Origin of the sequence: Streptomyces sp. SLBN-118, from assembly GCF_006715635.1 — a bacterium.
In the GTDB taxonomy this organism is placed as follows: domain Bacteria; phylum Actinomycetota; class Actinomycetes; order Streptomycetales; family Streptomycetaceae; genus Streptomyces.
In genome coordinates this window covers 3,116,937-3,142,572 of sequence record NZ_VFNP01000001.1, presented here as the reverse complement: position 1 = coordinate 3,142,572, position 25,636 = coordinate 3,116,937, and the positions used below count along the sequence as shown (strand labels likewise).

At 68.6% G+C, this 25,636-nt stretch carries 24 protein-coding genes and 2 pseudogenes; 13 read left to right on the top strand and 13 right to left on the bottom strand.

The features are described from left to right. The first annotated feature begins 906 nt into the window (after positions 1-906). Positions 907-2,028: a ricin-type beta-trefoil lectin domain protein gene (locus tag FBY35_RS37100; RefSeq protein ID WP_260848612.1), complete on the top strand. Its 1,122-nt coding sequence runs from the start codon at positions 907-909 to the stop codon at positions 2,026-2,028. A 1,364-nt stretch (positions 2,029-3,392) separates the two neighbouring features. Here FBY35_RS37100 and FBY35_RS14100 read toward each other — a convergent pair. The 3 genes and pseudogenes from FBY35_RS14100 to FBY35_RS14090 all read right to left on the bottom strand — a co-directional run bounded on the left by FBY35_RS14100 (position 3,393) and on the right by FBY35_RS14090 (position 5,084). After that, positions 3,393-4,334 (bottom strand): cytochrome b/b6 domain-containing protein, encoded by a 942-nt coding sequence (locus tag FBY35_RS14100; protein WP_222123129.1) that lies wholly within the window; start codon positions 4,332-4,334, stop codon positions 3,393-3,395. Positions 4,335-4,381: 47 nt separating this feature from the next. After that, a pseudogene (locus FBY35_RS14095) lies at positions 4,382-4,675 on the bottom strand (Mu transposase C-terminal domain-containing protein); the annotation flags it as partial. 112 nt (positions 4,676-4,787) lie between these two features. After that, positions 4,788-5,084 (bottom strand): chorismate mutase, encoded by a 297-nt coding sequence (locus FBY35_RS14090; RefSeq protein WP_142214144.1) that lies wholly within the window; start codon positions 5,082-5,084, stop codon positions 4,788-4,790. A gap of 302 nt (positions 5,085-5,386) precedes the next feature. On the opposite strand from FBY35_RS14090, the gene guaA reads away from it, so the two are divergent. Together guaA and FBY35_RS14080 are read left to right on the top strand one after the other, a co-directional pair. Then, entirely contained in the window at positions 5,387-6,985 is a 1,599-nt protein-coding gene (guaA, locus tag FBY35_RS14085; RefSeq protein WP_142214143.1) for a glutamine-hydrolyzing GMP synthase, read from the top strand. A 113-nt stretch (positions 6,986-7,098) separates the two neighbouring features. After that, positions 7,099-7,683: a Uma2 family endonuclease gene (locus FBY35_RS14080; RefSeq protein ID WP_142214142.1), complete on the top strand. Its 585-nt coding sequence runs from the start codon at positions 7,099-7,101 to the stop codon at positions 7,681-7,683. 5 nt (positions 7,684-7,688) lie between these two features. Here the strand turns inward: FBY35_RS14080 and FBY35_RS14075 are convergent, their stop codons facing one another. Further along, entirely contained in the window at positions 7,689-8,132 is a 444-nt protein-coding gene (locus FBY35_RS14075; RefSeq protein WP_142214141.1) for a cupin domain-containing protein, read from the bottom strand. A 68-nt stretch (positions 8,133-8,200) separates the two neighbouring features. On the opposite strand from FBY35_RS14075, the gene FBY35_RS14070 reads away from it, so the two are divergent. The 3 genes from FBY35_RS14070 to FBY35_RS14060 all read left to right on the top strand — a co-directional run bounded on the left by FBY35_RS14070 (position 8,201) and on the right by FBY35_RS14060 (position 11,062). Next, positions 8,201-8,989 (top strand): class II aldolase/adducin family protein, encoded by a 789-nt coding sequence (locus tag FBY35_RS14070; RefSeq protein ID WP_142214140.1) that lies wholly within the window; start codon positions 8,201-8,203, stop codon positions 8,987-8,989. Between the two features lie 156 nt (positions 8,990-9,145). After that, a complete protein-coding gene (locus FBY35_RS14065) occupies positions 9,146-10,387 on the top strand; it encodes a hypothetical protein (RefSeq protein ID WP_260848611.1) in 1,242 nt (413 codons plus the stop codon). 135 nt (positions 10,388-10,522) lie between these two features. Continuing rightward, a complete protein-coding gene (locus FBY35_RS14060; protein WP_142214139.1) occupies positions 10,523-11,062 on the top strand; it encodes a DoxX family protein in 540 nt (179 codons plus the stop codon). A 70-nt stretch (positions 11,063-11,132) separates the two neighbouring features. On the opposite strand, the gene FBY35_RS14055 is transcribed toward FBY35_RS14060, so the two are convergent. Beyond that, positions 11,133-11,408 (bottom strand): hypothetical protein, encoded by a 276-nt coding sequence (locus FBY35_RS14055; RefSeq protein WP_142214138.1) that lies wholly within the window; start codon positions 11,406-11,408, stop codon positions 11,133-11,135. Positions 11,409-11,962: 554 nt separating this feature from the next. Between FBY35_RS14055 and FBY35_RS14050 the strand changes: the two genes are divergently transcribed. Then, the gene (locus FBY35_RS14050; RefSeq protein ID WP_142214137.1) at positions 11,963-13,372 is read left to right on the top strand and encodes an acyltransferase; all 1,410 of its coding nucleotides are present in this window, start codon (positions 11,963-11,965) and stop codon (positions 13,370-13,372) included. Between the two features lie 284 nt (positions 13,373-13,656). Further along, positions 13,657-13,731, top strand: a pseudogene (locus FBY35_RS38025) (galactose oxidase-like domain-containing protein); the annotation flags it as partial. Between the two features lie 227 nt (positions 13,732-13,958). Here FBY35_RS38025 and FBY35_RS36095 read toward each other — a convergent pair. The 4 genes from FBY35_RS36095 to FBY35_RS14035 all read right to left on the bottom strand — a co-directional run bounded on the left by FBY35_RS36095 (position 13,959) and on the right by FBY35_RS14035 (position 16,302). Further along, complete coding sequence (locus FBY35_RS36095; RefSeq protein ID WP_160159265.1) at positions 13,959-14,108, bottom strand: hypothetical protein; 150 nt, start codon at positions 14,106-14,108, stop codon at positions 13,959-13,961. 94 nt (positions 14,109-14,202) lie between these two features. Then, positions 14,203-14,997 carry a hypothetical protein gene (locus FBY35_RS14045; protein WP_142214136.1) on the bottom strand — a complete coding sequence of 265 codons (795 nt, stop codon included), beginning with the start codon at positions 14,995-14,997 and terminating at the stop codon, positions 14,203-14,205. After that, positions 14,984-15,643, bottom strand: a complete 660-nt coding sequence (locus tag FBY35_RS14040) for an ABC transporter ATP-binding protein (RefSeq protein ID WP_142214135.1) — start codon at positions 15,641-15,643, stop codon at positions 14,984-14,986. The genes FBY35_RS14045 and FBY35_RS14040 overlap by 14 nt, the downstream gene beginning before the upstream one ends. Positions 15,644-15,654: 11 nt before the next feature. Next, positions 15,655-16,302: a TetR/AcrR family transcriptional regulator gene (locus FBY35_RS14035; RefSeq protein ID WP_142214134.1), complete on the bottom strand. Its 648-nt coding sequence runs from the start codon at positions 16,300-16,302 to the stop codon at positions 15,655-15,657. A gap of 377 nt (positions 16,303-16,679) precedes the next feature. On the opposite strand from FBY35_RS14035, the gene FBY35_RS38020 reads away from it, so the two are divergent. The 3 genes from FBY35_RS38020 (at position 16,680) to FBY35_RS14020 (ending at position 18,785) form a co-directional block, all read left to right on the top strand. Beyond that, the gene (locus FBY35_RS38020) at positions 16,680-16,940 is read left to right on the top strand and encodes a hypothetical protein (RefSeq protein WP_399208257.1); all 261 of its coding nucleotides are present in this window, start codon (positions 16,680-16,682) and stop codon (positions 16,938-16,940) included. Between the two features lie 185 nt (positions 16,941-17,125). Beyond that, on the top strand, positions 17,126-18,214 hold the full coding sequence (locus tag FBY35_RS14025) for a PP2C family protein-serine/threonine phosphatase (protein ID WP_142214132.1): 1,089 nt from the start codon (positions 17,126-17,128) through the stop codon (positions 18,212-18,214). A gap of 34 nt (positions 18,215-18,248) precedes the next feature. Next, positions 18,249-18,785, top strand: coding sequence for a MarR family winged helix-turn-helix transcriptional regulator (locus FBY35_RS14020; protein WP_142214131.1), 537 nt, complete (start codon positions 18,249-18,251; stop codon positions 18,783-18,785). A 379-nt stretch (positions 18,786-19,164) separates the two neighbouring features. Here the strand turns inward: FBY35_RS14020 and FBY35_RS14015 are convergent, their stop codons facing one another. The 4 genes from FBY35_RS14015 to FBY35_RS14000 form a co-directional block, all read right to left on the bottom strand. Further along, positions 19,165-19,410 carry a hypothetical protein gene (locus FBY35_RS14015; protein ID WP_142214130.1) on the bottom strand — a complete coding sequence of 82 codons (246 nt, stop codon included), beginning with the start codon at positions 19,408-19,410 and terminating at the stop codon, positions 19,165-19,167. A 249-nt stretch (positions 19,411-19,659) separates the two neighbouring features. Continuing rightward, on the bottom strand, positions 19,660-21,339 hold the full coding sequence (locus FBY35_RS14010) for a chloride channel protein (RefSeq protein WP_142215064.1): 1,680 nt from the start codon (positions 21,337-21,339) through the stop codon (positions 19,660-19,662). A gap of 578 nt (positions 21,340-21,917) precedes the next feature. After that, the gene (locus tag FBY35_RS14005) at positions 21,918-22,193 is read right to left on the bottom strand and encodes a hypothetical protein (protein WP_142214129.1); all 276 of its coding nucleotides are present in this window, start codon (positions 22,191-22,193) and stop codon (positions 21,918-21,920) included. Further along, entirely contained in the window at positions 22,180-23,490 is a 1,311-nt protein-coding gene (locus tag FBY35_RS14000; protein WP_142214128.1) for a PspC domain-containing protein, read from the bottom strand. Before FBY35_RS14000 ends, FBY35_RS14005 begins: the two co-directional genes overlap by 14 nt. Before the next feature lie 152 nt (positions 23,491-23,642). On the opposite strand from FBY35_RS14000, the gene FBY35_RS13995 reads away from it, so the two are divergent. Beyond that, positions 23,643-24,935 carry an ATP-binding protein gene (locus tag FBY35_RS13995; protein ID WP_142214127.1) on the top strand — a complete coding sequence of 431 codons (1,293 nt, stop codon included), beginning with the start codon at positions 23,643-23,645 and terminating at the stop codon, positions 24,933-24,935. Continuing rightward, the gene (locus FBY35_RS13990) at positions 24,932-25,627 is read left to right on the top strand and encodes a response regulator transcription factor (protein WP_142214126.1); all 696 of its coding nucleotides are present in this window, start codon (positions 24,932-24,934) and stop codon (positions 25,625-25,627) included. Before FBY35_RS13995 ends, FBY35_RS13990 begins: the two co-directional genes overlap by 4 nt. Positions 25,628-25,636 lie beyond the last annotated feature (9 nt).

Sequence of the window (25,636 nt, the reverse complement as noted above, 5' to 3'; positions counted from 1 at the left end):
AAAGCTCTACTGTCGCTGGCGCTTCCCCACCACCGGCACCCGGGCAGCGCGACGTCCCGCTGTCAGTGGGCGTTTGACGTTGAGTCAGGATCACCATTTCAACCCGTTTTGAGTAAACACTCTCCTCGGGGGGTGATACGTGAGCTGATGTCCGGTTCGCGCTCTAGTTTGCAGCTTGTTAACGGCACCTGTGGTAGCTGGGGTTGTTTTTCGCGCTGCGGGCCGCATTCATAGTTTGAACGATCAAATCAAGGGGGGGGGTGGCTCCATTGGCATATCTGCTGACTGCGTCGACTGTCCCTTCATGGACACACGTCGGTTGTAACGCCGGGCTACCTCCGGTAGTGATTCGCTGTTTGCCCGGTGTTCATGACCGAATTCGACGAGTTTCTACATACGCGGACCCTTGCCCTGTCTCTCCGGCGGTGGTCGCCGCGGTTATGTCCTCACTCATCGGCTGCCGGAAAAGCCCCTGCGACCCGAAACCCGGGTTCCGGTCGGACATCCCCATGGGCTCAGGCGCCTGCGATCCAGGGTTTCGGCCACAGGGCTCCTTGCGCGGCGCACGCGCAGGCGGCCGGCGATTGATGATCTGGAGGTCGGCATGCTCACACGCCACGCCACGCCACCGATGCTGGTCGCCGAACCCGGGGAGCGGCCGCACCGCCGCCCGCCCGGACCTGCTCGGCAGGCGGCGGCCGACTGTGCCCAGCGACCCGACACCGATCCAGCCGCCAGGCCCCGATCTCCCCCTGGGCCCCGAGCACCAACAACCAGCTCTCACAACGCAATCGACACGCCGCGGCGTCTTGAGCATCGCGGCCGACCCGTGACAACACCCAAGAGCAATCCCCTTGCATGGCATCACCGGCTCCCTGGAGGGGCCCTTCAAAGGAGGAGAAGGAAATGACGACCAACCCACGGCATCGAACATCCACAGCACTCCTGACAGTGTGCGGCCTCATGATCGCGCTCTTGATGGGGACCGCAACGGCGGCGCACGCCGACGATTATTCGCAATTCTTGTCCGAAACCCAGTCTGCCTACAACCAGTGCATCGGTACGCAAAAAACGGATGGGAGCATCCGGTGCAACTTCGTCGGGACCCGTTCATATCGGTACACGCGAACCAACGCCCAACAGGCCACCCCCGACGGCTACAACTGCGCCTCCACCACCTCGGAAATGCAAAAGTGGTACACGGACACAACGGCGACGACCAACTCGGTCACGATTACGGGGACGGTCACATCCACGGTCATCCCTGACGTTCTTGAGGCGGGTATCAGTGTTGCATATGGCTACAGTGTGACAGATAGCCACTCCGACACCACGACACTGACGATCAAAATACCGCCGAGCTACGTCGGCTGGATCGAGCACGATGTCCCGATGGTCCATGTGGAGGGGTACTACGTAGTACATGGGAATTCCGAAATCGATGCCCTCATGTTTCAGCAGTACCATCGACATCTGGGGCGGACGGCTGACGGAGGCTTTCTTGTTTTCACCAATACCGTAGTTGACGGGGAAGACGCCAACCACACCAGCCCAGACCAGTTCACATTTAAGGACCGGCCTATGACCTTCGAGGAGTTGCACGATAGATGCGGGAAGCCGATCAACAAGGAAGGGAAGATAACGCTCCAAAGCAAAGGGACCGGTCGCTGCCTGGACAGCAACTTCAATGGTGACGTCTATGCCTCCCCGTGCAGTAGTTGGGTCAACCCCCATCAGCGGTGGGATGTCTTCACTTACGCCGACGGCGGGACTAGACGCTATCTCCGTAATGCGGCGACGGGTCGGTGCCTGGACAGCAACGCCTGGGGAAGCGTCTACACAATGCCGTGCCAGCTGGGCAACGGCTATCAGTACTGGATGCGGGGTGGTGATAGTAGCCTCCTCGACAATACTTATCGGGACGCCCAAACCGGTCTGACTCTGGACGGCGACTCGAACGGCAACATCTACACCCTGGCTTTCAACGGCTGGGCCAACCAGGTCTGGCACGGGTGGTGGGTCAACTGAGGTCGAAGCAGGCGCGGCGGTAGCGGCGCGCCTCCTTCGGCCGGCGCGGTGCCCGGCCCAGCATCTGCTGGATCGGATGTGTGCTGGGCCTTGGAGTTTGACCGGGCATCACGACCTGTGATCAATCTCGTGGTTCGGGCCCCGTGTGCGAGATGTCCGCGGCTCCTGTGTGATTGTTTCTGTTCTTTTCGCAGAACAATCATGCAGGGCCGCGGACTTGCCCACGATAGGACGTTGCTGCTCGACCTCGACGGAGTGTCCGTCGCTCGAGTTGCGCGGCTGGCTGACGGAACCCGCCAGGTCCGTCTGGGGCACGCCAAGGAGATCGCCTCACCCCCGAGCCCGCCTGCACCCACCCCGACCACGAGGCCGTCTCCGCCGCCCGCTACCGATTCCCCGGGGGCACCTTCGATGGCGCCCGCTGGGGAAACTTCACACGGGTCGGATCGGCGGCGAGCCCCTCCGCCCCCGCGCTCGCCGTCTTCGACGGCACGCTCTACAGCGTCGTCCGGGGCCGCGACAACAGCCTGTACTGGACCAGCTTCGACACCACCAGCTGGAACAACTTCGCCAGGTTCCCTTCCGGCTCGACCGCGACCCTGCCGGCCCTGGCCGCCTACGACGGCAAGCTCTACTGCGCGGTCCGCGAGCGCACCAACGACAACATCTACGTCGCCACCTTCGACGGCCGTGCCTGGACCCCGTTCAGCGTGATCGAGGTTGCCGGCGTGGCAACCCGGTCCGCACCGGCGCTGGCCACAGACAGCTCCGGGGCTGGTCTGCGTCTTCCGGGCCCAGGACAGCACCCTGTGCTACACCTCTTACCGCAGCTCATGGGGCGCAGTTGGCTACTTCCGCTCGGGCTCCACCGCCGCTGCCCCGGCCGTCGCCTCCCATGACGGGAAGCTGCACTGCATGGTCGGGGCAACAATGCCAACAGGAACCTGTTCTGGACCACCGGCAGCGTGCTCGGCGGCTTCGGAAGCCCGTTCACGCAGATCAACACCCTCTCCACCGGCGGCTCCGCACCTGCTCTCGCCTCCCACAACGGCACGCTCTACTGCGTCCACCGCGGCTGACAAGAGGCCCCAGACGCCACACCCACCAGGCCCGGCCTGCAGCGAACGGCCAAGGAGATGCCGAGTGTGTGCGTCCAGCCTCTGAGGCCCTCCCGCATCGCCCCGCACGCATCGGTGCGGGGCGAGTGCTTTGGGGTGTAACCAGGTTTCCGCCGCTTCGGCGCCATCGGATTTGCCGCCGCACGTTCAGCAAAGTCCACCCTCACCAAGGCGGTCCGGCCGCAGGGAAACCAAGAGCGACGCTGACGGCGGGTCTGACACGAAAATGACTCACGGTTGAGCCGGTCAGGCAGTGATGGGTTCGAAGCGAATGGTCAGGCCGAGGCTGTTGGCTTCCCTGAGCATGCGGCGCATGGCACGTTCGGGATCGCGGCGGGTGAAGTGGTCGGGGCCGAGGTCACGATAGGGGCTGTTGTCGTGCAGGACGGCCAGATGGCGATGGCGAGTTTGTGCATCACGGCGACGAGTGCGCGTTTGCCGCCGCGTCTGGCCGCGAGACGTCGGAAGAAGACACCGAGGTAGGACAATGACGACCACCATGGATGCTGCAAAGATCCCGAAGCGGGCCCAGCCATGACCGCCTCGCGCGGCATAGACGTAGTTGAGGTTGCGGAACAGTCCGGTGGTGAACACCAGGGTCACGTGGATGACGATGAAGAGCAGCAACCACAGCAGCACGAGGAAGTGCAGCGATCGCGCGTTTTGGATGCTGAGTACCTTGCTGATCCGTTTGAAGCGGGTGGACAGTGCTGGGGACATACCCAGACCGGTGGCGAGCGCGGCCGGGGCCGCGACGAAGACCGTGATGAAGTAGACGATCTGCTGAGGGCCGTTGTAACTGGCCCATGCGGTCTCGGTCGGCCAGTTCAACGACAAATACTGGATCAGCACCGACGCGGCATGAGGGAAGACGGCCCAGCTTGTTGGCACCAACAGCCGCCACTGACCGGTCATGAACAGCAGGACGTAGAAGACCAGGCCGTTGAGCACCCATAGCGTGCTGATGCCCAGGTGCCACCACCGGGCCAGCCCGATGGAGTGCCGGATTCCGGGCAGCCCGACCTGGCCCGGCAGACTGATGGAGTCTTTCTTAGCGGTCCACAGGGGGTCTGCGGGAACCGGTTTTTGCGCGCGGAACCACTCCTTTCCCGGGGTGCTGTGCCGCGTCCAGTACAGCCGAGGGTGATCAGCGAAAATTTGCAGCCCAGCACGGATGACGAACGTCATCAAGAAGACATTGAGAAAGTGCTGCACCCCGACCCAGCCGGGCAGGCCCCTGATTGTTGTCGAACGAAGACGCGGGAGAGGTCGTAGGGGTCGTAGTGCACCTCCCACAGCCCGCGCTTGACCGCGTGCCCGGAGTGCTGGCGCCGCCACGGCCCGAGCCCGGGCGCGTCGTAGGTGCGGTGGCCGATGCGGATGCCGTAGTCGTTGATGGCCCGCCAGGCCGCCGGCAGCAGCTCCAGGTAGTCCTCCCCGCGCAGCACCAGCGGCAGGTAGCCGGCCGCCGCGACCAGGGAGGCGTACTTGTCGTTCGGCGACATCGCCTTCCCCGGACGGAACGGGTCGCCCCTGGCTGGCACGGACACCGGAACAACGAAGCCCCGCCGGGCGCGGTCACGCGCCGTAAGGGTGAGGACGCGACCGAACTCAGATACGTCTCCGTACATCCGCGCGGCCTCAGATCCGCCCCCTGCACAGCTCCAGGAGCGTCATCGCGAGCGCCGTTCCGGGCTTTCCGAGCGCGTCGCTGAAATGGCTGAGAACCTCCATTTCCCGCGACAGATTCACGCGGCGGCCGCCGGAGGAGATCCGGGCCTTCTGGATGACGGCCGAGACCGCCATCCGTTCCTGTACGAGGCCGATGATCCGGTCGTCGAGTGCGTCGATGCGCTCGCGGGCGTCGCCGATGAGCGCTGCCGCCTCCTCGGTGCGGGCGCCGGTCCGCTCGGTGACGGGCTGCTCGGTGACGGTCATGGTGGGGCTCCTTTGCGGGAGGCCCCGGAGCGGCACGGCCCGGAAATGACAGAACGCCCCGGGCCTTGTCGGCCCGGGGCGCCTGGGAAGTTGCTTGTCAGTGGCTCAAGCAGCACGACCATGGCAGCCGGACGGGCCGGTGCCATAGGTAAAGACGAAGGTCAGCTGCTTGTGCATGGGGGAAGTATGGACCTCCCGCCGCCGAGCGCGAAAACCCGGTTCGGATGGTGAGACGAAAAGCGGCTCCGGCGCGCCGGTAGAATCGACAAAACCGACCCCCTCCCACCGCCGGAAGGCCGCCAGTGTCCTCAGCGTCCCCCGCTGCCGCGCCAGATCACTCCAACCCGGACGTAGTCCTCGTTGTCGACTTCGGCGCGCAGTACGCCCAGCTCATCGCCCGCCGCGTCCGCGAGGCCCGGGTCTACAGCGAGATCGTCCCGTCGACGATGCCCGTGGCCGAGATGCTGGCCAAGAACCCCAAGGCGATCATCCTCTCCGGCGGCCCGTCCTCGGTGTACGCGGAAGGTGCTCCCCGGCTGGACCGCGCGATCTTCGAGGCCGGGGTCCCCGTTTTCGGCATGTGCTACGGCTTCCAGCTGATGGCGACGACGCTCGGCGGGACCGTCGACAACACCGGTGCGCGTGAGTACGGCCGTACGCCGCTGCATGTCTCCAAGACCGGCTCGACCCTCTTCGAGGGCACCCCGGCCGAGCAGTCCGTGTGGATGTCACACGGCGACGCCTGCTCCGCCGCGCCCGAGGGCTTCACCGTCACCGCGTCCACGGACGTCGTGCCGGTCGCGGCCTTCGAGAACGACGAGAAGAGGCTGTACGGAGTCCAGCACCACCCCGAGGTGATGCACTCGACGTATGGCCAGCAGGTACTCGAGCACTTCCTCTACCGCGGCGCCGGCATCGAGCCGACGTGGACCACCGGCAACGTCATCGACGAGCAGGTCGCAGCCATCCGCGAGCAGGTCGGCACGAAGCGCGCGATCTGCGGTCTCTCGGGCGGCGTGGACTCCGCGGTCGCCGCGGCCCTCGTACAGAAGGCCATCGGCTCCCAGCTCACCTGCGTGTACGTCGACCACGGTCTGATGCGCAAGGGCGAGACCGAGCAGGTCGAGAAGGACTTCGTCGCGGCCACCGGCGTCCAGCTGAAGGTCGTCGACGCGCAGGAGCGGTTCCTTACCGCGCTGGCAGGGGTCTCCGATCCCGAGGAGAAGCGGAAGATCATCGGCCGCGAGTTCATCCGCGTCTTCGAGCAGGCCCAGGCCGAGATCATCGCCGAGGCCGAGCACGGCGAGGACGTCGCCTTCCTCGTGCAGGGCACGCTCTACCCGGACGTCGTCGAGTCCGGCGGCGGCACCGGCACCGCCAACATCAAGTCGCACCACAATGTCGGAGGCCTTCCCGAGGACCTCGAGTTCGAGCTCGTCGAGCCGCTGCGCAAGCTGTTCAAGGACGAGGTCCGGATGGTCGGCCAGGAGCTCGGCCTGCCGGAGGAGATCGTCCAGCGCCAGCCCTTCCCGGGCCCCGGCCTCGGTATCCGTATCGTCGGCGAGGTCACCAGGGATCGCCTGGACCTGCTGCGCGAGGCGGACGCGATCGCCCGCGAGGAGCTGACCGCGGCCGGCCTGGACCGTGACATCTGGCAGTGCCCGGTCGTGCTGCTCGCGGACGTGCGCAGCGTCGGTGTCCAGGGTGACGGCCGCACCTACGGTCACCCGATCGTGCTGCGGCCAGTCTCGTCCGAGGATGCCATGACGGCGGACTGGACTCGGATGCCGTACGACGTGCTGGCGAAGATCTCGACGCGGATCACCAACGAGGTCGCGGACGTCAACCGCGTAGTGCTGGACGTAACCAGCAAGCCGCCGGGCACCATCGAGTGGGAGTAACCCCTCTGCAAGGTCAACGCCGACGCCGCCGCTCATTCGTTTGGGTGGCGGCGTTGTCGTATCGGCTGGGTACGCTGACCGTACGGCCCGGAATCCCGTCCATGGGAGGACTTATGACCGCTGAGATCGCGCACCCCTGGCCGGTGCCGCCGCAGGACGGTTACACCGTGGACGACCTGCTGACGATGCCCGACCTCCCGCCGCACACAGAGCTGATCGACGGGAGCCTGGTCTTCGTGAGCCCGCAGCGGGATTTCCACAGCATCGTGATCGACCTGCTGGTGAGCAGCCTGCGTCGCACCGCGCCGCCTGAGCTGAGAATCCGGCGCGAGATGACGGTGGTGATCGACAAGCGAAATGGCCCGGAGCCGGACATCGCTGTGGTGCGCGCCGCGGCCGCAAGGAGCCGAAGCCAGACCTATTTCGAGGTCAGAGACGTGTTGCTCGCCGTCGAGGTGGTCTCTCCGGAGTCCGAGGCCCGTGACCAGGACACCAAGCCGCACAAGTACGCCAACGCGGGTATCCCGCACTTTTGGCGGGTCGAGATGGCCGGCACGGACGAACACCCGGTCGTCCACGTCTTCGAACTCGACAAAGAGGCGCGGTCCTACCGTCCGAGCGGCGTGTTCCACGACCACCTCAAGCTCTCCGTCCCCTTCACCATCGACATCGACCTCGCCGAGATCGACAACCTGTAGCTGCTCTACGTCGGCTCCTCCAGCTCGAAGTCGTCGTAGTGGAAGCCCGGCGCCACGACGCAGGTCACCAGGACCGGCTCGTCGCCCGCGGGTTCCGCCGCCTGCCAGGTCCCGGCCGGGATCAGGAGCTGGGGCTGTTCACCCGACTCCACCGACGGACCCAGAGTCAGCGTCTTCGTCTCGGACGGCTTCTCGTCCGTGCCGCCGAAGTGGAGGCGCAGTGGGCCGCCGCGGTGCCAGAGCCAGAGTTCGTCGGAGCGTACGCGGTGCCGGCGCGAACTCTCGCCGGGGTGCAGCAGGAAGTAGATCCCGGTGGCGTACGCCCGCGGGCCGGGGTAACCGGGCGGGGTCGTCGAGCCCGTCGTCTTCCAGGTCTCCCTGAACCAGCCGCCCTCGACGTGCGGTTCGAGGCCGAGGAGCGGGACCAGCGGAGATGTCGTGTCGGTCATGCGCGCATTCTCGTACAAGGCGTGCGAAGTCTCTGGTCACTTCGGGTGCCCGAAGGTAGCTTCCAGCCATGACCGAGACGCCCCCGCCCATCCCCGTCGAGCAACTGCGCTTCGCCATGCCGCCGGTGCACGAGTCCGTGGTGGACGAGCGGGCGTACCGCAAGGAGCGGCTCGCCGGGGCGCTGCGGCTCTTCTGGCGGTTCGGTTACGAGGACGGGGTGTCCGGCCACATCACCGCGCGGGACCCGGAGTTCACCGACTGCTTCTGGGTCAACCCCTTCGGTATGCCGTTCGCGCAGGTCACGGCCGGTGATCTGATCCTGGTGAACGCCGGGGGCCAAGTCGTCGCCGGGCGCCACCACGTCAACCAGGCCGCTTTCGCCGTGCATGCGCAGGTGCACCGCGCCCGGCCGGATGTCGTCGCTGTGGCACACACCCACTCCGTGTACGGCCGGGCGCTGTCCGCCCTCGGTGAGCTGATCGAGCCGATCACCCAGGAAGCCTGCGGTTTCTACGAGGACCACGCCCTGGTCGACTCGTACACCGGTGTGATCGTGGACGAGGACGAGGGCCGCCGGATCGCGGACGCCCTCGGTGCGTACAAGGCCGTCGTCCTGCGCAACCACGGGCTGCTCACGGTCGGCGACTCGGTCGACGCGGCGGCCTGGTGGTTCATCTCCATGGAGCGCTGCGCGCAGGTGCAGCTCGCGGCCCGGTCGGCGGGCAAGCCCGTGCTGATCGAGCACCGTGACGCGGTGGCCACGCGCGATCAGCTCGGCAGTGATCTGGTCGCGTGGATCAACTACCAGCCCCTGTGGCGGCAGATCAGCAAGGAGGAGCCGGGGCTGCTTCAGTAGCCCACAACCGGCCATCCGGTGGCCGAAGTCAATCCGGGCGCGGCACATTCACCCGCCCTGGCCTCCGGCGCCGGAACGTGGGCCCCTTCCGTACGGCACAATTCCCAGGAACTGCACGGAAGTTCAGTCAGCAGGCGGGGAAGGGCGGCGTCGGTCGTGGCGGTGCAGGAAGCGGGACAGTGCGAAGAACGCACGCCCGGCGCGCGCGAACAGCATCGGCGTGCCGTGGCGGCCTTCATCGCCAAGCGCGACGAACTCGCCGCAGGACAAGGGCTGCCGGTCGCCCTCTCGCACTCGCCGAGCGCCTCGCGCCAGTGGGTGTCGGACGAGCTGTACCAGTCGGCCCGCGCGGTCGCCGACCGCAGCCGTGAAGAGGGCGAGGCCTGGCTCCACCTGGTATGGCGCCGCTCGCTGTTGATCGTCTGGGCGGGCGTCGCGGCGCTGGTGCTCGGGCAGGCGGCCACCGCGATCGGCGCGGGTTGGACCGGCGCCCGGACGGCGGGGCTGATCGCCGCGGTCGCCGTCGGCGGGCTGCTGACCGCGGCCGCACGGCTGCACCGTTCGCGCGGCGGTCTCCTCGCGCCGCTGATCGGCGAGGACAACCGCCTCTCCACCTCCCGCGCTGTCGCCATCGCCTGGGTGCTGCTGGCCGTCTTCGCGGTCCTGGTCCTCGCTCTCCAGCTGGGCTGGGCCTCCTCCGCCTCCGACCGGGACGCGCTGATCGAAGGGCTCGGCCTGGCCCGGGGCGCGGGCATGCTGTCGGTCCTCGCCCTGGTGTGCGGCATCGCCGTTGTCGTACGCGGTGTGGTGGCCGTGCGCGTCACGCGCCGGCGGCTGCAGAAGATCCGGGCCGACCGCCCGCGGCTGGCGGATCTGCTCTGCGACGACGGCGGGCGCGGCAGCTTCGCCGATGTGCAGTACGCGCTGGTCAGCGCGGTCGCCGTGGTCTTCGCGCTGGTACGGCTGGCCCGTCGGCCCGAGCAACTGCCCGATCTGCCGTGGGGGCTCGCGCTCCTGGTCGCCGTCTCGGCGGCGACATACGTCGCCGGGAAGTTCGCGGAGGGCGGCCGGCCAGTCGTCCTGTCGGTCGTACGGGCCCGTGAGGCCGGGGATCTGGACGCCCCCATCCGTACGGGAGACGACATCGAGATCCGCGGCGCGGGCTTTGTGCCGCCGGGTGCGGGGACGCCGGACCGGCTGGCCCGGATGGTCGTCCGTATCGGCGCCGTGCATGTCCATGTCCCGCTGATCCCGGTGCCGGGCGGCTTCGCCAACCCGACGGACACGGTGCTCACCGTGCCGGTCCCGGCGGAGGTCGAGCCCGGGCAGGTGGATGTCCGGGTGGTGACGGCGGCGGGCGTGGAGAGCAACCGCTGCCTGATCCACGTGAAGGACTGATCGAGGTTCTGATCCACGTGAAGGGACTGACTCACCGGGCCCGCGTGTCACAGAGTGAGTCGCATGGCTGGTGAGCGGACCGGCTTCGTCGTACGTATGGTCAGTTGACGGGTCGACCCGAAGGCGGGACCAGTTATGACACACACATATCGGACGACGGCCGGCTACGGATCGGTCGACGGCGGGCGCGGCGGCTGGAGGGAGCGGGCGAGCCGTTACGCCCTTGTGCCGCTGCGGATCTTCCTCGGCGTGACCTTTATCTATGCGGGCATCGACAAACTCACCGACAGCCAGTTCATGGCGGCCGGCGGCAGCGGCTCCATCGGAGATCTGATGCGCAGCGTGCGCGACACCGCCGCCGTGCCCGCCCTGGTCGATCTTGCGCTCAAGAGCCCGGTGGGCTTCGGCTATGCGATCGCCTTCGGCGAGCTCGCCGTCGGCATCGGCATCCTGGTCGGGCTGCTGGCCCGGCTCGCCGCGCTCGGCGGTGCGCTCATCTCGCTGAGCCTGTGGCTGACCGTGAGCTGGCAGAGCGAGCCGTACTACTACGGCAATGATCTCCCGTACATGTTTTGCTGGGTGCCTCTCGTGCTGGCCGGGGCGCCCTACTGGTCACTGGATGCCCTGATCAGGCGCCGACGTCAGGGAAGTGCCGCGTCAGAGTCCTGGCGCTGAGTCAGAGCTGCTTCCAGCGGCATGCTCAAGATCCCCGCCGACGCAGTACGCGGGTCCTCACGTGCGCCGTTCACGGACTTCGCCGCACGCGCCCCGAGATCGCCTGGTCGTGGGAGAGCGCCAGCGACGGCAGCCCGTCGATCCGGACATCGCCCGCCACCAACTGCGCCGCCACCTTGGACAGGCGCTCCTTGAAGACCTCGAAGTCGGGTTCGGAGCGCTGTTGCAGCGACGCGATGGCATCGGCGAAGTAGATCTGGCCGAGCCGTTCGATGTTCGCGGCGACAGGCCCGAGGTCGACCGTGAGACGGAGTCGGTCGCGGTCCCCCCCAAGGTAGTGAACCATCTCGGCGATCCTGCTGGTCGCCCATGGCCCGCAAGGTCTCTGGCGGAATCACGAGCTTGAGGTTCGAGGTGACGGTGGATGCGGGGACGGGCAGCCGGCCCAGCAGATCACGGATGACCGGAGCGATGTGCGGGTCGACCAGTACCTCGTCGTAGACCCTCTGGAAGGCCCGGTCCTCCTCGATCACCCGGCTGTAGAAGCCGGGATTGAGCACGGTGCTGCGCACGACAGCGGCGGTGGCCAGCACAGTCAGGCTCAGCACGGCCACGGCCCAGACCAGGATCCGGGTCCACGGCCAGCGACGACCCAGTCCCTCCATGCCTCCCATTCTCGTGGCAGTCGGCAACCGGGCCCCGGCACCGGTCCGGCGGGCTGGGCGCGACGCCGCTCGACCCGTTCGGGATCACGGGCAGGCCCGGGGTACGGCTACCGCTCGCTCACGGCTCAGCGTGAGTTATCGGACGAAAATCCTCAGAACAGGGCGGGCGCAAGAGCCGTTCCGTGCTGGTGGGGGCGATCCACGCCAAGGTGGAGGGGCTTGCTAGGGTCCGCGGGTGAGATCACGAACATCTGTGCTATCGACTGCGGCCCGGCTCGCGTGGCTCGACGTTGTCCGGGGGATTGCGGCCCTCACCGTGACCCTGCACCACCTGAGCGGCGAGCTGTTTGTGGGCTTCGGTGGGGCCGTGCGCGAGTGGTTCGATCCGGGGATATTCGGGGTGATGGCGTTCTTCCTGGTCAGCGGGTACATCGTGCCTGCCTCGCTGGAGCGCCGGGGGGATGTGCGGGCGTTTTGGACCGGCCGGCTGTTGCGGCTCTACCCGCTATGCTTGGTGGTCTTCGTCGCTGCGGCCGTGTTGGTGCCGCAGCGTTTCTCCGCGGTGGATGTCTCGGTCCATCAGCACCCCCTGCTCGCCGCCGTTGCAAATGCCACCATGCTGCAGGATCTGCTGGGCCTGCGCAGCGGTCTGCCGGTGATGTGGACACTGACCTACGAGATGGTCTTCTACTACCTGGTCACGCTTCTGTTCATGGCCGGCGCCCATCGCCGCAGCGGGCCCGTGACGGCGGTGTTCGCCGGGGCGGCGCTGCTGTTGGGTCCGTGGGCGGCGGAGTGGAGCCTGCGGCCCGAGTTCACCGTCCGGCAACTGGCCGCGGGAACCGCGCTGGTTGTGGGAGTGGGGCTGTTGTTCCTGCTCACCGGCCGCCGGTCGGCGCAACTGACGGGGGTGACGCTGCTGGCGGGGCTCGGCCTGGTGCTCATGATCGCCAACTCGCGGTCGACTCTCTGGGAGAGCCTGCTGATCCTGGCGACGATGTTCAGCGGGACCGTGATCTACCGCGCCGAGCGAGGGCAGATCGGCCGGGGAGCGGCGTGGGCGTACTGCGGCTTCGTCGTCGCGGCGGGGACGGCGGCCGGGTTGCTCTACGACGACAAGCAGGCTCAGATCCGCACCTGGACCGCCTCCCCGATCGCCTGGGTCAGCGCGTTCCTTGCGGGTTGGGCGCTGTTCGCGGTGGCCCTCCTACTGCGCCGCCGCCGTATGCCTGGGGCCCTGACCTGGCTGGGCCTCGTCAGCTTCTCCGTCTATCTGCTGCACCGTCCGTTGATCTCCGCGATGTCCTGGCTCATGGAAAAGGTGGGGCGTTCCCACGGTGCGGTACCACAGCTGATCTGGCTCGTCGGCTTCCTCTCCGTACTGCTCATGCTGAGCGCACTCACCTACCAACTGGTGGAGCTGCCGGGGCAGCGGCTTGCCCGTCGGCTGCTGGATCGTCATCGCGGTCCGTCCGCAGGGGGTGAACCGGTCGTCCCCGAGACGTCGAAAGAGAACGAGGTGGCTGCTCGAAAGGGGCGGCATCGTCGTGCCCCGCATGAGTTCCAGTCGTCGGTGGGGGAACCGGCGGGCGGCCAGGGGTCCCAGGAGCCCGCTGTTACCGGATCGGCCTCCTGGTCCGCGTGAAGGAGCACCGCAGGCTCCCGGTCCTGGAACGTTTCCCCGACGGCTGCTGGCTGTCCAGGCTCGGCGCAGTGTCGGTCCGCGTCGTCGACTGCGAGATCACCGTCAGCGGGTCGGCCCGAACCTTCAGGGTTGATCCTTGGCCCACCACAAGGACGCGGCGGCGTGCTGCTGGTCGGCGAAGCCTTCGCCGACCAGGGCGTGCAGGACATCGTTGTCCAGAGGGCGGGCCGCCCGAGGGTCCGGTTCACCGACGGGCGCGCGAGATGGGCGAATGGCCAGATGTGGCCGGCTGGTACATGCTCTTCGTGACGGATGACCAGGGGACACCGTCCAAGGCGCTCTGGGTGAACGTGCCCTGAGGTGGGCGAGAGGGTCCTGCCGCAGCGACACAAGGGCTCTGCCATCTGGTCGGCGGTCGACCCCAGGTCGGTCACCGGTTCCCGGGCAGCCACGCGCCGTTGATGTTGATTGCGTGGGCCGCGCTGCGGTGCGGGTAGGCGGTGGCGTCTTCGGCCGCCCGGGCGATGGCGCCCCGAGTTGGAAGACCAGCGTGTACGACCGGGGCGAGGCGATCCGGGCGGTGTGCTCAAACGAGCATGTCGATCAGATCATCGCGCAACGCCGCCACCTCGCTGGACTTCCAGTAGTAATGCCAGCCGTGCGACACCGTTGGGTTCTGCAGCGACTGATGCTCCGGATAGGGCCGCAGCCTGGTCAGGCCGGCCAGATACGACACCCCGAACGAACGGGACGCCGCGGAAGACCAGAGCCCGCCGTGGCGGCGCGCGTTGAGGCGAGCACCGCGCGGCGCCTGTGGCTCGGTCGGGCCGTCACCGCCGGCGAGGGGTGTGGGTCCGGATGCGGAAGATGGCCAGCCCGATCATGCTGAACGCGACCGCCCAGGCCAGGCCGAGGGCGAGATGTCCCCACAGGGCAGTGTCCCCGAAGGAGCCGCCTGCCGCGAACTGCATGGGGCCGAAGGACGGGAACCACTGCAGGACGGGCTTGTTGGCGAGGGGGTTGCCCAGCGGGTTCTGCAGGAAGGTGTCCATCAGCCCGCCCATGATGATGAGGAAGAAGCCCTCCAGGTCGCGCTTGACCAGGACGCCGAGGAGCAGGCCGAGGGCACCGTAGGTCAGGGCGATGACGGTGAAGGCGGCGAGGACGGCGAACCAGCCGGCCGTCGTCGGGCGCCAGAAGAGAAGGATCGCGAGTGCGGTGTAGAGGGCGATCGCGGTCGCCACCATGGCGATGGCGAGGGATTTGGCGCCGACGAGGGTGGCCTGCCGGTATCCGGCGAAGACGAGGCGCCGGTCGAAGGCGAGTGCCTTGCGGACGGCGTCGAAGACGACGAACCCGGCAATCATTGTCACTGAGTTGAGGCCCGCGGAGATCAGGGTGAGGCTGCCGCCGTCGACATGCAGCACCTCGCCGGTCGCGTAGAGCTTGAAGTCCAGAACCTCGCCCGAGGCCAGGGCATCCATCAGCATGTACCAGACCGGCACGAACAGCACGAGCAGCAGCCCCGCGAGCCGGTTGCGGGCCTGGTCGCGCACCGAGAAGCCCAGGGCCGTGGCGAACTGCCCGTACAGCGGCCGAAGTTCGGATCCGTCAGACGCGGACATTGGCGCCCTCCCCGGCTGTTGCGCGCGGGCTGAGCCGACCGTCGTCCAGGTCGGCCAGCACGTCGAAGCGGTCCTGCTCGAAGACGAGGTGGGTGATGATCACGACGGCCTTGTCGCGGCCGCGCAGCTCTTCCACCAGGTCCCAGAAGCGCAGGTAAGTCTCCCAGTCGAAGCCCTGGTAGGGCTCGTCGAGGAGCAGGACGCCCGGATCGTGCAGCAGGGCCAGGGTGAGATTCAGCTTCTGCCGCGTGCCGCCGGAGAGCTCGCCGACAACGGTCTGTCCGTACTTCTGGTAGCCGAGGATGCGGACGAGTTCGTGGCCACGCCGCAGATCGGGCAGGCGGTGCGCGGCGGCGAAGTAATGCAGATGCTGCTCGACGGTCAGGCTGCCGTTCAGCACGGGATCCTGCGGGCAGTAGCCGAGCGTCCCGGTCAGAGCCACCTCGCCACGGTCCACGGGCAAGATGCCGGCCAGGACCCTGAGCAGCGTGGATTTTCCGGCGCCGTTTTCGCCGACAACGGCGATGAGCTGCCCGGGGGCGACGGCGAGGTCGGCGCCGCGCAGGACATGGTGTGCGCCGTAGGACTTGTGCAGGCCACGCGCTTGGAGCACGGGCCGTGGTGCGGGTGTGGATCCGGTCGGCATGTGAGATCTCCCTACTGGTTTTCCGGGTGCGTCTCTCCTTGCGGTGCTGCGTTCAGTCCGCCCGCATAGATGCTCAGCATCTCCGGGGCCCAGCGCGCCATGCCGTCGGCCGACAGCGGGTCGGTGCCGAGGACCTCGGCGAGGCGGTCTCGGAGCAGGAACACGGCCAGGTCGTTGGCGAGCAGGAAGGCCGCGCGAACAGCCGGTTCCCGGCCTGGTGCGGCCCGTCCGGTCGCCGCCAGGCCGTCCAGCGCGGCGCGGCTCAGCTCGAACAGGCGCCGGAACAGTGTCTTGCCAGCGTCCGAGTCGGACAGCAGGAGTCGGCGCAGGTAGCTCGGCAGGGGCGAACCTGTCGGCAGATGTCGGGCGAACACCTCGCTCAGGGACGCCGCTCCGGTGCCCGGATCGAGCAACTCCGTGCCGTCTTCACCGGTCAGTTCGCCCAACATCGCCTCGAACACGGCCAGGACGTACTGGTCGACCCTGTGGCGCAGGCCCTCCTTCGAACCGAAGTGATGCACCACGAGCCCGGGTGAGACGCCCGCGGCCTCGGCGATCTGCCGCACGGTCACCGACTCCGGCCCACGCGCGGCGAACAGCCGCAGGGCCTCGTCGCGGATGACGGCCCGCGCGGTCCGGTCGTCGGGGATTGAATGCATGTACAGCATGTTAAACATATGTTCAATGTCTCGTCCAGGGGGCCGGCTGGTCGCTGCTCGCGCCGCCCGCCTGGGGCATGCTCGTCCAAGTTCTGCGGATCACGGGTCACCCCTCCGCGGCCCGTCGTGCCAGAGGGTGATCAGCGCAACGGGCCGACTCTGTTCCGGGGGGCGTGCCCCTCTTCGGGTGCACATACTCAGACCTCCTCTGAGGTGGCCGCGCGTCGGCCCCGTGCAACTACCCCTCCCCCAGAGGCCGCCCAACCCGGAATGAGTCATGCCCGGCCGACGGGATGCAATGGCTGTGAGGTGAGGCGACCGTCGAATGATGGGAGGGGAGCCCACCAACCATTGCACAGTGCAAAATGAGATGCCCAGTGGTGCGGATGATTCCCGGCGAACTCCTCTCGGCGCTTCGCAGCGCATCGCCCTTGTTCGCGCAGGTTCTGGTACCAGTCGGACTTTGGTCCGAAGCCGGAGGCGACGGTCCAGCTCTCATCGGCCCGCTCGTACGCCGCCACTTCCAGGACCACCCGGCGGTCGAGTCCGGTGGGGCGCCCGGTGTGGTGCAGCAGGAGGAGCCGTTTCCCGAAGAGCGGCCCAAGTCCCGCGCGGAAGAAGAGGATCGGCAGTCCTAGGGCCGCACACCGCCACCCCGGTGGGCGGCTGAGGGCAGGTGGTGGTGTCTCTGTGCGCCATGGGCTCGATTGGGTAAAAGGCCGGGGCAAGAACCGTCCCGAGAGAGCCACCTTTGCATAGTCTAAAGGTGGGGGAGGGGCGCCTGCGGCGGCTCTCCAGTGCTGCGACCCCGCTGGAGTGCGTGATGACCGAGAAGAAGCCGCCATCAAGCTCGACAGTGTTGTCCAGCACGCCGATCGTGGCGATGGCGGTGGTCGCGGGCGTGGATGTCGTGGCCGGGCCCGGGGTCGGCCTCTTGCCCCTTGTGTCGCTCGGGCCCGCCTTCGCCGGCCTGGTCGGAGGGTGGCGCCGCACCGCCGTGATCGGTGCGGTGGCCCTACTGCTTTCCATGGGGCTCGGCCTGTACAACGGACTGTTCGAGGAGAGCCGGGGATTCGCCTCGATGGCGGCGGTGGCGGGTGTGACGGGCATCGGCATCGCAGCCGCAGTGATGCGCTCCCGCCGAGAGGCGGAGCTGGCCAGCGTGCGGTCGATCGCGGAGGTCGCCCAACGGGTGCTGCTGCGGCCGGTGCCGCTGACTGCTGGATCGCTGCAGGCGGCGGTGTCGTACACCTCTGCGGTCGCCGAGGCACGTATCGGCGGCGACCTGTACGAGGTGGTGGCCTCGCCGCACGGCGTGCGGGTGATTGTCGGAGATGTGCAGGGCAAGGGGCTGGCCGCGGTCGAGACCGCCGCCGTGGTGTTGGGCGCCTTCCGGGAGGCCGCCCACGACGAGCCGGATCTGGTGGGGCTGGGGGAGCGGCTGGAGCGGAGCGTGGCCCGGGAGTTGGAGGGCGAGAAGTTCGTCACCGCGATTCTCGCCGAGATCGGCACGGGCCACGCGGTCGTCTTCCTCAACTACGGGCATCCGGCTCCGATGGTCGTCCGCCGGGACGGCACGGCCGACTTCCCGCAGCCGCCCGCCCACGCCCTTCCGCTGGGCCTGGGCGCGCACGGCGCTGAGGGCCCGAAGCCCTATCGGGTGGACTTCGCGCCGGGCGAGCAGCTCCTGCTGTACACCGACGGAGTCACCGAGGCCCGAGACGAGGACGGCCGCTTCTATCCGCTCGGCGAGCGGGCGCACCTGCTGAAGGACCCAGACGCGCACCGCGCCCTGGGCGCCCTGCGCGCGGATCTTGCCCAGCACGCCAGCGGGCCGCCCCATGACGACGCTGCGATGCTCCTGCTCCGCTACCACGGTCATGGGCAAGGAAAATCTGTTCCCATCGTGTGAGTGAGCAGGGACTTCGGCACGGTAGAAAGGACCTATGCCGGAGCGCGAGGCCCCTGCGGGGGCGATGGACGATGTGGACGCGGTGACCCGTGCGGCGCTGACCGCGTCCCGACTGCTGGTGGCGGTCTCCGCCCGTTCCCTCGCGGCGGTCGAGGAGCGGGTGACGCTGCCGCAGTTCCGGATGCTGGTGGTGCTGTCCACGCGCGGGGCCACCAAGCTGGTCGCGCTCGCCGACCTGCTCCGGGTGGCGCCGTCCACCGCGATGCGGATGGTCGACCGGCTGATCGCGGCCGGGCTCGCCGACCGGCAGGCCAATCCCGCCAACCGCCGCGAGACCCTGCTGCAGCTCACGGACGAGGGGCGGCGCACGGTCGAGGACGTCACCGCCCGGCGCCGCGCCGAGATCGCCGCGATCATCGAACGGCTCACCCCGACCCAGCGGCTGGCACTCATCGAGGCCCTGGCCGCCTTCAACGCGGCCGGGGGAGAGCCCCTCGCACCGGCGCTCGACGATGCGGAGCCGCATCCGCTGGGTTGGGCTGTGGATATCCCGGTCGCCCGCGACGCCTGAGCCGCTCGAGGTGCCGTCGGACCCTGGCCGAACTTCTCCGCCCGCCGCTCGTTTTGCATAATGCAAGGGAATCGCGCAGGTGCGGACCGCGCTGCCTGATCCCGGTGTGTCATATGAAGGCGCGCTGCGGGTCGCCATGTGCCGGGCGTGCGCGGGTGGTTGTCACAGGAACACCTGGACCCAGACGGCGGAGGATGGAACGCTCTGTTCGTCGAGGGTGACAGCCATGTACCGGCCGGGTGGCGACGAGAGGTGCGTCGTCGCTGACGGCCAATTGGGTGACACGCGTGTTTGCGTTGTGCGAAATGTCCCGATCCGAGCAACGGGGCCGAGCCCTCGATGGTGCTGGGGTTTGGTGGTGGTGCCCCTGCAGCGGCGCTCAGGTCTCATACAGGTGTGCGGAGGCGACGCGACCCGGCCGCATGATGCGGATCTTGTGGCCTTCGCAGGCGGGGCACTGCGGAGACTGCAGGGGTGAGGGCACGCGCTGGTCGTCGTGCAGATAGGCCGCGGTGATCCGGGCGTGCTCGTCCACGGTCACGTCGATGTCGTATATGCCTTCCCAGCCGTGCCCGCAGTCGAGGCACGCGAACGAGTAGGCGCGCTGAATGTGCTTTGTGCGCATGGTCCACCTCCTGGAACGAGCTGCCTGCTGGGCCTGTCCTTCGCACCACTCCTGCGAGTGAAGATCCGCTGACCTGATCGTCTGCATCTGGCTAGAATCGAGAAGTCCGCATGCTGAGATTCAATCTCATTGGCTGCCGGACTTCGATCTCTACGCCCATGTGCGAAGCATCCGGCTAGTCACTCGTACCCATTTTTTTGCACAGTGCAATATAGGTGAATCGTGGTCTGGGCGCCCTCGGGGTGCCGCCTATGCGGCCGCGTGCACCGCACGCAGTGCGCTCTGATGGCTGAGCCAGCCGACCGGCCTGCCGTGTGCGGGGTCGAGGACGGGTACCCCGGTGCCTGCTGCCGAGAGGAGAGTGTGCAGCGCCTGTGCGAGGGGCTGGTCGGTCGTGACGGGTGCGGGTGGCTCGGCGAGCTGCCCCACCACCGCCGGGACCGCGTCCGGCTGCTCCGCCAGCGCCTCGGCGATGGCCTGGGCGGTGACGACACCCACGTAGTGTCCGGAGGTATCGACAACCGGTAGTGCCCCGTTCCCGGAGAGGCTCAACAGTTCGGCGGCGTCCGCGAGTTCGGTCGACGCCGGTAGCGGTGAGGGCAGGGGATCCATGACGGAGCCGACCTGCTGCGCGCCGATCTTGGCCCCAGGGGCAGGGCCGTCGAGGTCGATGCCGCGGCGGCGCAGTTTGAGGGTGTAGATCGTGTCGTTCGAGAGCAGGCGGCTGACGGTGGTGGCCAGCACGATGGCCAGCATCAGCGGCAGGATGATCGAGTACTCGCCGGTCAGCTCGAAAAGGATCACCACGGCGGTGACAGGAGCATGGGAGGCGCCGGCGAAGACGGCACCCATGCCCACCAGCGCGTATGCCCCAACGGAGTCGGCCGACCCGGGCAGCAGGTGGTGGACGCCCGCGCCGTACGCGGCACCAAGCATCGCCCCGATGAACAGGCTCGGTGCGAACACCCCGCCCGAGCCGCCGATCCCGACGGTCACGCTGGTCGCCAGCATCTTGCCCACCAGCAACAGCAGCAGGAAGCCGACCGCGTACCCGCCCTCGGTGGCCTTCTCCAGTACCGGGTAGCCGACCCCGTACATCTCCGGCAGGGCGAGCAGCACTAGGCCGAGCGCCAGCCCGCCGGCCGCGGGGCGCAGCCACTCCGGGCCGCGCCATGCCCAGTCACAGGCGTCCTCGATCAGATACAGCACCCGGGCGAAGCCCGCGCCGACCATGGCTGCGGTGACGCCGAGCAGGGCGAACAGGCCGTACTGTGCGAGATGGTCGACGTGGAATGCGGGCAGGGTCAGGAAGGCGACGTCACCGAAGGCGGCGCGGCCGATCACGCTCGCGGTGACGCTGGACAGGACGGTCGCGCCGAACGCCTCTGCGGAGAAGGTGCCCAGGATCAGCTCCATGGCGAAGAACACCCCGGCCAGTGGGGCGTTGAAGGTCGCGGCGATGCCGCCCGCCGCGCCGCACGCGACCAGCAGCTTCATCCGCTCCTCGGCCACCTTCGTCACCCGCCCCAGGGTGGAGCCAAGGGCGGAACCGATCTGCACGATCGGACCCTCGCGGCCCACTGAACCGCCGGAGCCGATGGTCAGGGCGGAAGCCAGTGTCTTGACCACCGCGACCTTCGGGCTGATCCGGCCGCCGCGCTGAGCGACCGCGAGCATCACCTCCGGCACCCCGTGCCCGAGTGCCTCCTTGGCGAAGCGGTGCACCAGCGGCCCGTACAGCAGCCCGCCGACCACCGGGGCGAGCAGCACGAAGTACGGCCCGAGCCAGGGCAAGTGCGGGTTGCCCGTGCCGTGCGAGGCCGCGTAGTCGGCGTGGCCGGAGAACAGGCGGGTGAAGGTCGTGATGCACCAGCGGAAGACGACCGAGCCCGCACCGGCTCCGGCGCCGATCACCACGGCGAGCGCCATCAGGCCCCAGGGTGCGCTGAGCAGCCCCGCCGCTCTTCCCACGGGGGTGACGACGCTCTCCGCAGCCCTGGACTGCTCGCCGTGTCCGATCGTCTGAGTGGCGCCCATCCCTTCCCCTTCCGTACTTTTGCATTATGCAAAACGTGTCAAGGGGTTCTGGGCGGAGCATCCGGATCTGATCTGGCCGATCCGGGGCGGTGGCGGCAACTTCGGCGTCGTCACCCGCTCACTTTCCGGCTGCACGAGGTCGGCCCCGTCATCATCGGCGGCCGGCTGCCTGGGGCGCCGACCGGGCGGACGACGTGCTCGTGACGTACCGCGAGTTCACCGCGGTCGCTCCCCGCTGCTGACGGCGGTGGCGATCGTCCGGCTCGCCCGCCCGCGGCCGTCGCCGCGCGACCGTGCCGCGGGACCGCACCGCTGCCGCCGCGCGCCATCCGGGCCGGGCAGGAAGTTGACCCCTGTAGGCATATTGGTAGAGGGCCGCGGCCGTCTCGTTGCTGATCCTGAGGGCGATCAGTACACGTACAGGCTCCATGACCGGAGACCCTGCAACAGCAGTACGCCAGTGATCTGGCCTACCTCATGGCCTGGCTGCCGCTGGTGCTCGCCGGTGCCGCGGTGTTCTCGCTCGACGCCCTTCTGGCCGAGCGGCGGCGACGGATCCCGTAGTGCGCCCAGGTCACCGCCCCGGCCAGGAACAGACCGCCGAAGACGACCGGGAAGACCACGAACCAGGGTGTCTGCCACCAGCCGGCCGCGTCGCCCGCGTACAGCAGCGCTGCGGCCAGCACGGCGAGACCCGCGACCAGCTTGCCCGGCCGGAAGCCATGCCGGAGTTCACGACGCGGCACGGGTCACCTCCACCTGTCCGATGCCCACTTCGAGTTGCAGCTCCACGGTGCCCGACGGCTTCGTCCCCGCGGGGGCGGGCAGAGTCCGCTGCCGTTCCTTGCCGGCCGAGACGTCGATGTCGTTCGGCGCGTCGTCGGGGAGACGGATGTCGCCGATGCCCGTCTCGGCCCGTACTGTGACCGGCGCGTTCTTCGGCACGACCACCTTGAGCCGGCCCGCCCCGACCTCGGCCGTCGTCGACAGCGTCTGCCCCGCGGGCACGGCGAGGGACGACAGATCGAGGGTGGCGTCGCCCGAGCCCAGTTCGTAGTGCTCCTGCACGGCTGCGACGGTGGCGGGTTTCCAGCCCTTGCGCACCCAGTCGGTGCTGATGTCCTTGGGCAGCGCGGCCGCGCCGGCCAGCAGCGCCGCCGTGATCATCGTCATCATGACCGTGCCGAAGCCGGTACGGCCCAGCAGCGAGCTGACCAGCAGGCCGAGCCCGAACACCGCCAGCGCGCAGGCCAGTCCGATCTGCAGGCTCGTGCCCAGCGGATTGATGTCCCAGCTGAGCCCGGTGCCCAGACCCCCGGCGATCAGCGCGAGCAGGAAGACTGTGCCCCCGATTCCGCGCGGGCCGCGCGACTGTGGGGGAGCCGAGGCCGTGGGCCGCCGCAGCGGCACTCCGGCCTCCGCGCGCGGTACCGCCTCCGCGACCGCGTCGGCCGGGCCCCACAGATAGCCCGAAGCCACCGGGCCCGTCGTGCCGTCCTTGACGATCGGGTCCCGCCACCACGAGGGGCTGTCGCGCACGGGCGGCGCCTTGGTCTCCGGCGGGGCCTCGGCCACCGCGTGGGCCGTCCCCGCATCCAGCGGCACACCGCCGGGCGCCGTGACACGGCGGCGCTGCGACCACACGGCCGCGCCCGCGACCGCGAGCGAGAGCATCGCGGCGAAGGCGAGCGTCCCGCCGTTGCTCAGCATCGACAGGAACACTCCGCAGCCGATCAGCGCCAGCAGCACGGCCGCCAGCGAAGCGCCCTCGACCCGGCCCGACAGCAGCCTGCGGATCTCGTTCTCCTCCTCGCCCTCCAACGGGATCAGCAGCCAGGCGAAGCCGTAGAAGATCAGGCCGAGACCGCCGGTCACGGAGAGCACGCCGATCACGATCCGGAAGATCACCGGGTCCACGTCGCAGTACCGCCCGAGCCCGCCGCAGACACCGGCCACGACCTTCTGGCGGGAGGCACGGCGCAACTGCTGCGCCTCGGGCGGCACATCCGGCTGCGCCTGAGGCGAAGTGGTCGGCTGAGTCATACGTCCATGGTGACGGGCCGTGCGCCCCCGCGGCACCCACGCCGACCCTGGCCCTTCCCTGATATCGCCCGCCCGCACCCGGGCACGGATCAGGGTCGGTTTAAGGGACGCCCCTGATACCGCGGCCTCTGCCCGCGTGTGACGATCGGAACATGCCAGTCGCCGCGCCCCGACCCGCCGGACCCTCCCGTGCCCCCGTGCCGGAGGAGCAGCCGCTGCGCAAGCTGTACCGCAGCGCGGACGGCCGGATGCTCGGCGGTGTGGCACGGGGCCTCGCGGGCCATCTGGGACTGCCGGTCATCTGGGTACGGCTCGTCTTCCTCGGCCTGTTCATGGCCGACGGCCTCGGCGTGCTCCTGTACGCCGTCTTCTGGATCGTCGTGCCGCTCGGCGTGGGGGGCAGGACCGCCGAGCCGCGCTCCGTCTTCGAGACCATGGCCGACGGCAGACGCAGGCTGCGCAAACCCGACAAGGGCCAGCTCTTCGCCATGGTCGCCCTGCTCATCGGTGCCGCGATCTTCGCGGGCAGTGTGCAGATGGGCAGCAGTGCCGGCCGCAATGTCTGGCCCATCCTGCTGATCGGCGCCGGTGTGGTGCTGGTGTGGCGGCAGGCGGACAACGCGCGCCGGGCCCGTTGGACCGAGGTCGGACGCCGCCGCAGGCTGCTGCAGCTGGGCCGGGCGCTGGCAGGCGTCGCCCTCGTCGGCATGGGCCTGACCGTCTTCATCGTGGTCCGCGGCTCGGCCGCCCAGCTCGGCAACGTACTGACCGCGGCCATTGCCGTGATCGCCGGTGTCGCACTGCTCGCGGGGCCCTGGCTGGTGCGGATGACCCAGGACCTCTCGGAGGAGCGGACGATGCGCATCCGGGCCCAGGAACGTGCCGAAGTCGCCGCGCACGTCCATGACTCCGTCCTGCACACCCTCACCCTGATCCAGCGCAACGCCGACGACGGAGGCGAAGTACGCAGGCTCGCCCGCGCCCAGGAGCGCGAGCTGCGGAACTGGCTCTACAAACCCGAGGGCACCGGCAAGGACGAGGACGAGGAACCCGACACCCTCGCCGACGCGGTGAAGAAGGCGGCGGCCGAAGTCGAGGACAAGCATGGCGTCCCGCTGGAGGTCGTGGTTGTCGGCGACTGCCCGCTGGACGAGAAACTCGTCGCACAGATGCAGGCCGCGCGCGAGGCGATGGTCAATGCGGCCAAGTACGGTGGCGAGGGCGGGGCGGTGCAGGTCTATGCGGAGGTCGAGGGCCGGACCGTCTTCGTCTCCGTACGGGACCGGGGGCCCGGCTTCGATCCGGATTCGGTACCCCAGGACCGGATGGGCGTAAGAGAATCGATCATCGGCCGGATGCAGCGCAACGGCGGCACGGCACGGCTTCGCTCGGTGCCCGGTGGGGGCACCGAGGTCGAGCTGGAGATGGAGAGGGCGAGCGAATGACCGAGACCGAGGCTGCGGGAGAGACCGCACAGCGGCGCGTACGGGTCGTGCTCGTCGACGACCACCGGATGTTCCGCACTGGCGTGCAGGCGGAAATCGGCCAGACCGCCACCACCGGTGTCGAGGTGGTCGGCGAGGCCGCCGACGTGGACCAGGCGGTCACCGTGATCACGGCGACCCGGCCCGAGGTGGTCCTGCTCGACGTGCATCTGCCGGGCGGCGGCGGGGTGGAGGTGCTGCGCCGCTGCGCCCCCCTCATGGCGTCCGCCGAGAACCCCGTACGGTTCCTGGCGCTGTCCGTCTCGGACGCCGCCGAGGACGTCATCGGGGTCATCCGGGGCGGTGCGCGCGGCTATGTCACCAAGACCATCACCGGCACGGACCTGGTCGACTCGATCTTCCGGGTCCAGGACGGGGACGCGGTGTTCTCGCCGCGGCTCGCGGGCTTCGTGCTCGACGCGTTCGCCTCGACGGACGCGCCGCCGGTGGACGAGGACCTCGATCGGCTCACTCAGCGCGAACGGGAAGTTCTGCGGCTGATCGCGCGGGGCTACGCGTACAAGGAAATCGCGAAGCAGCTGTTCATCTCGGTGAAGACCGTGGAGTCCCATGTGTCCGCGGTGCTGCGCAAGTTGCAGCTCTCGAATCGGCACGAATTGACCCGATGGGCGACGGCTCGTCGTCTGGTCTAGGCTCCGTTG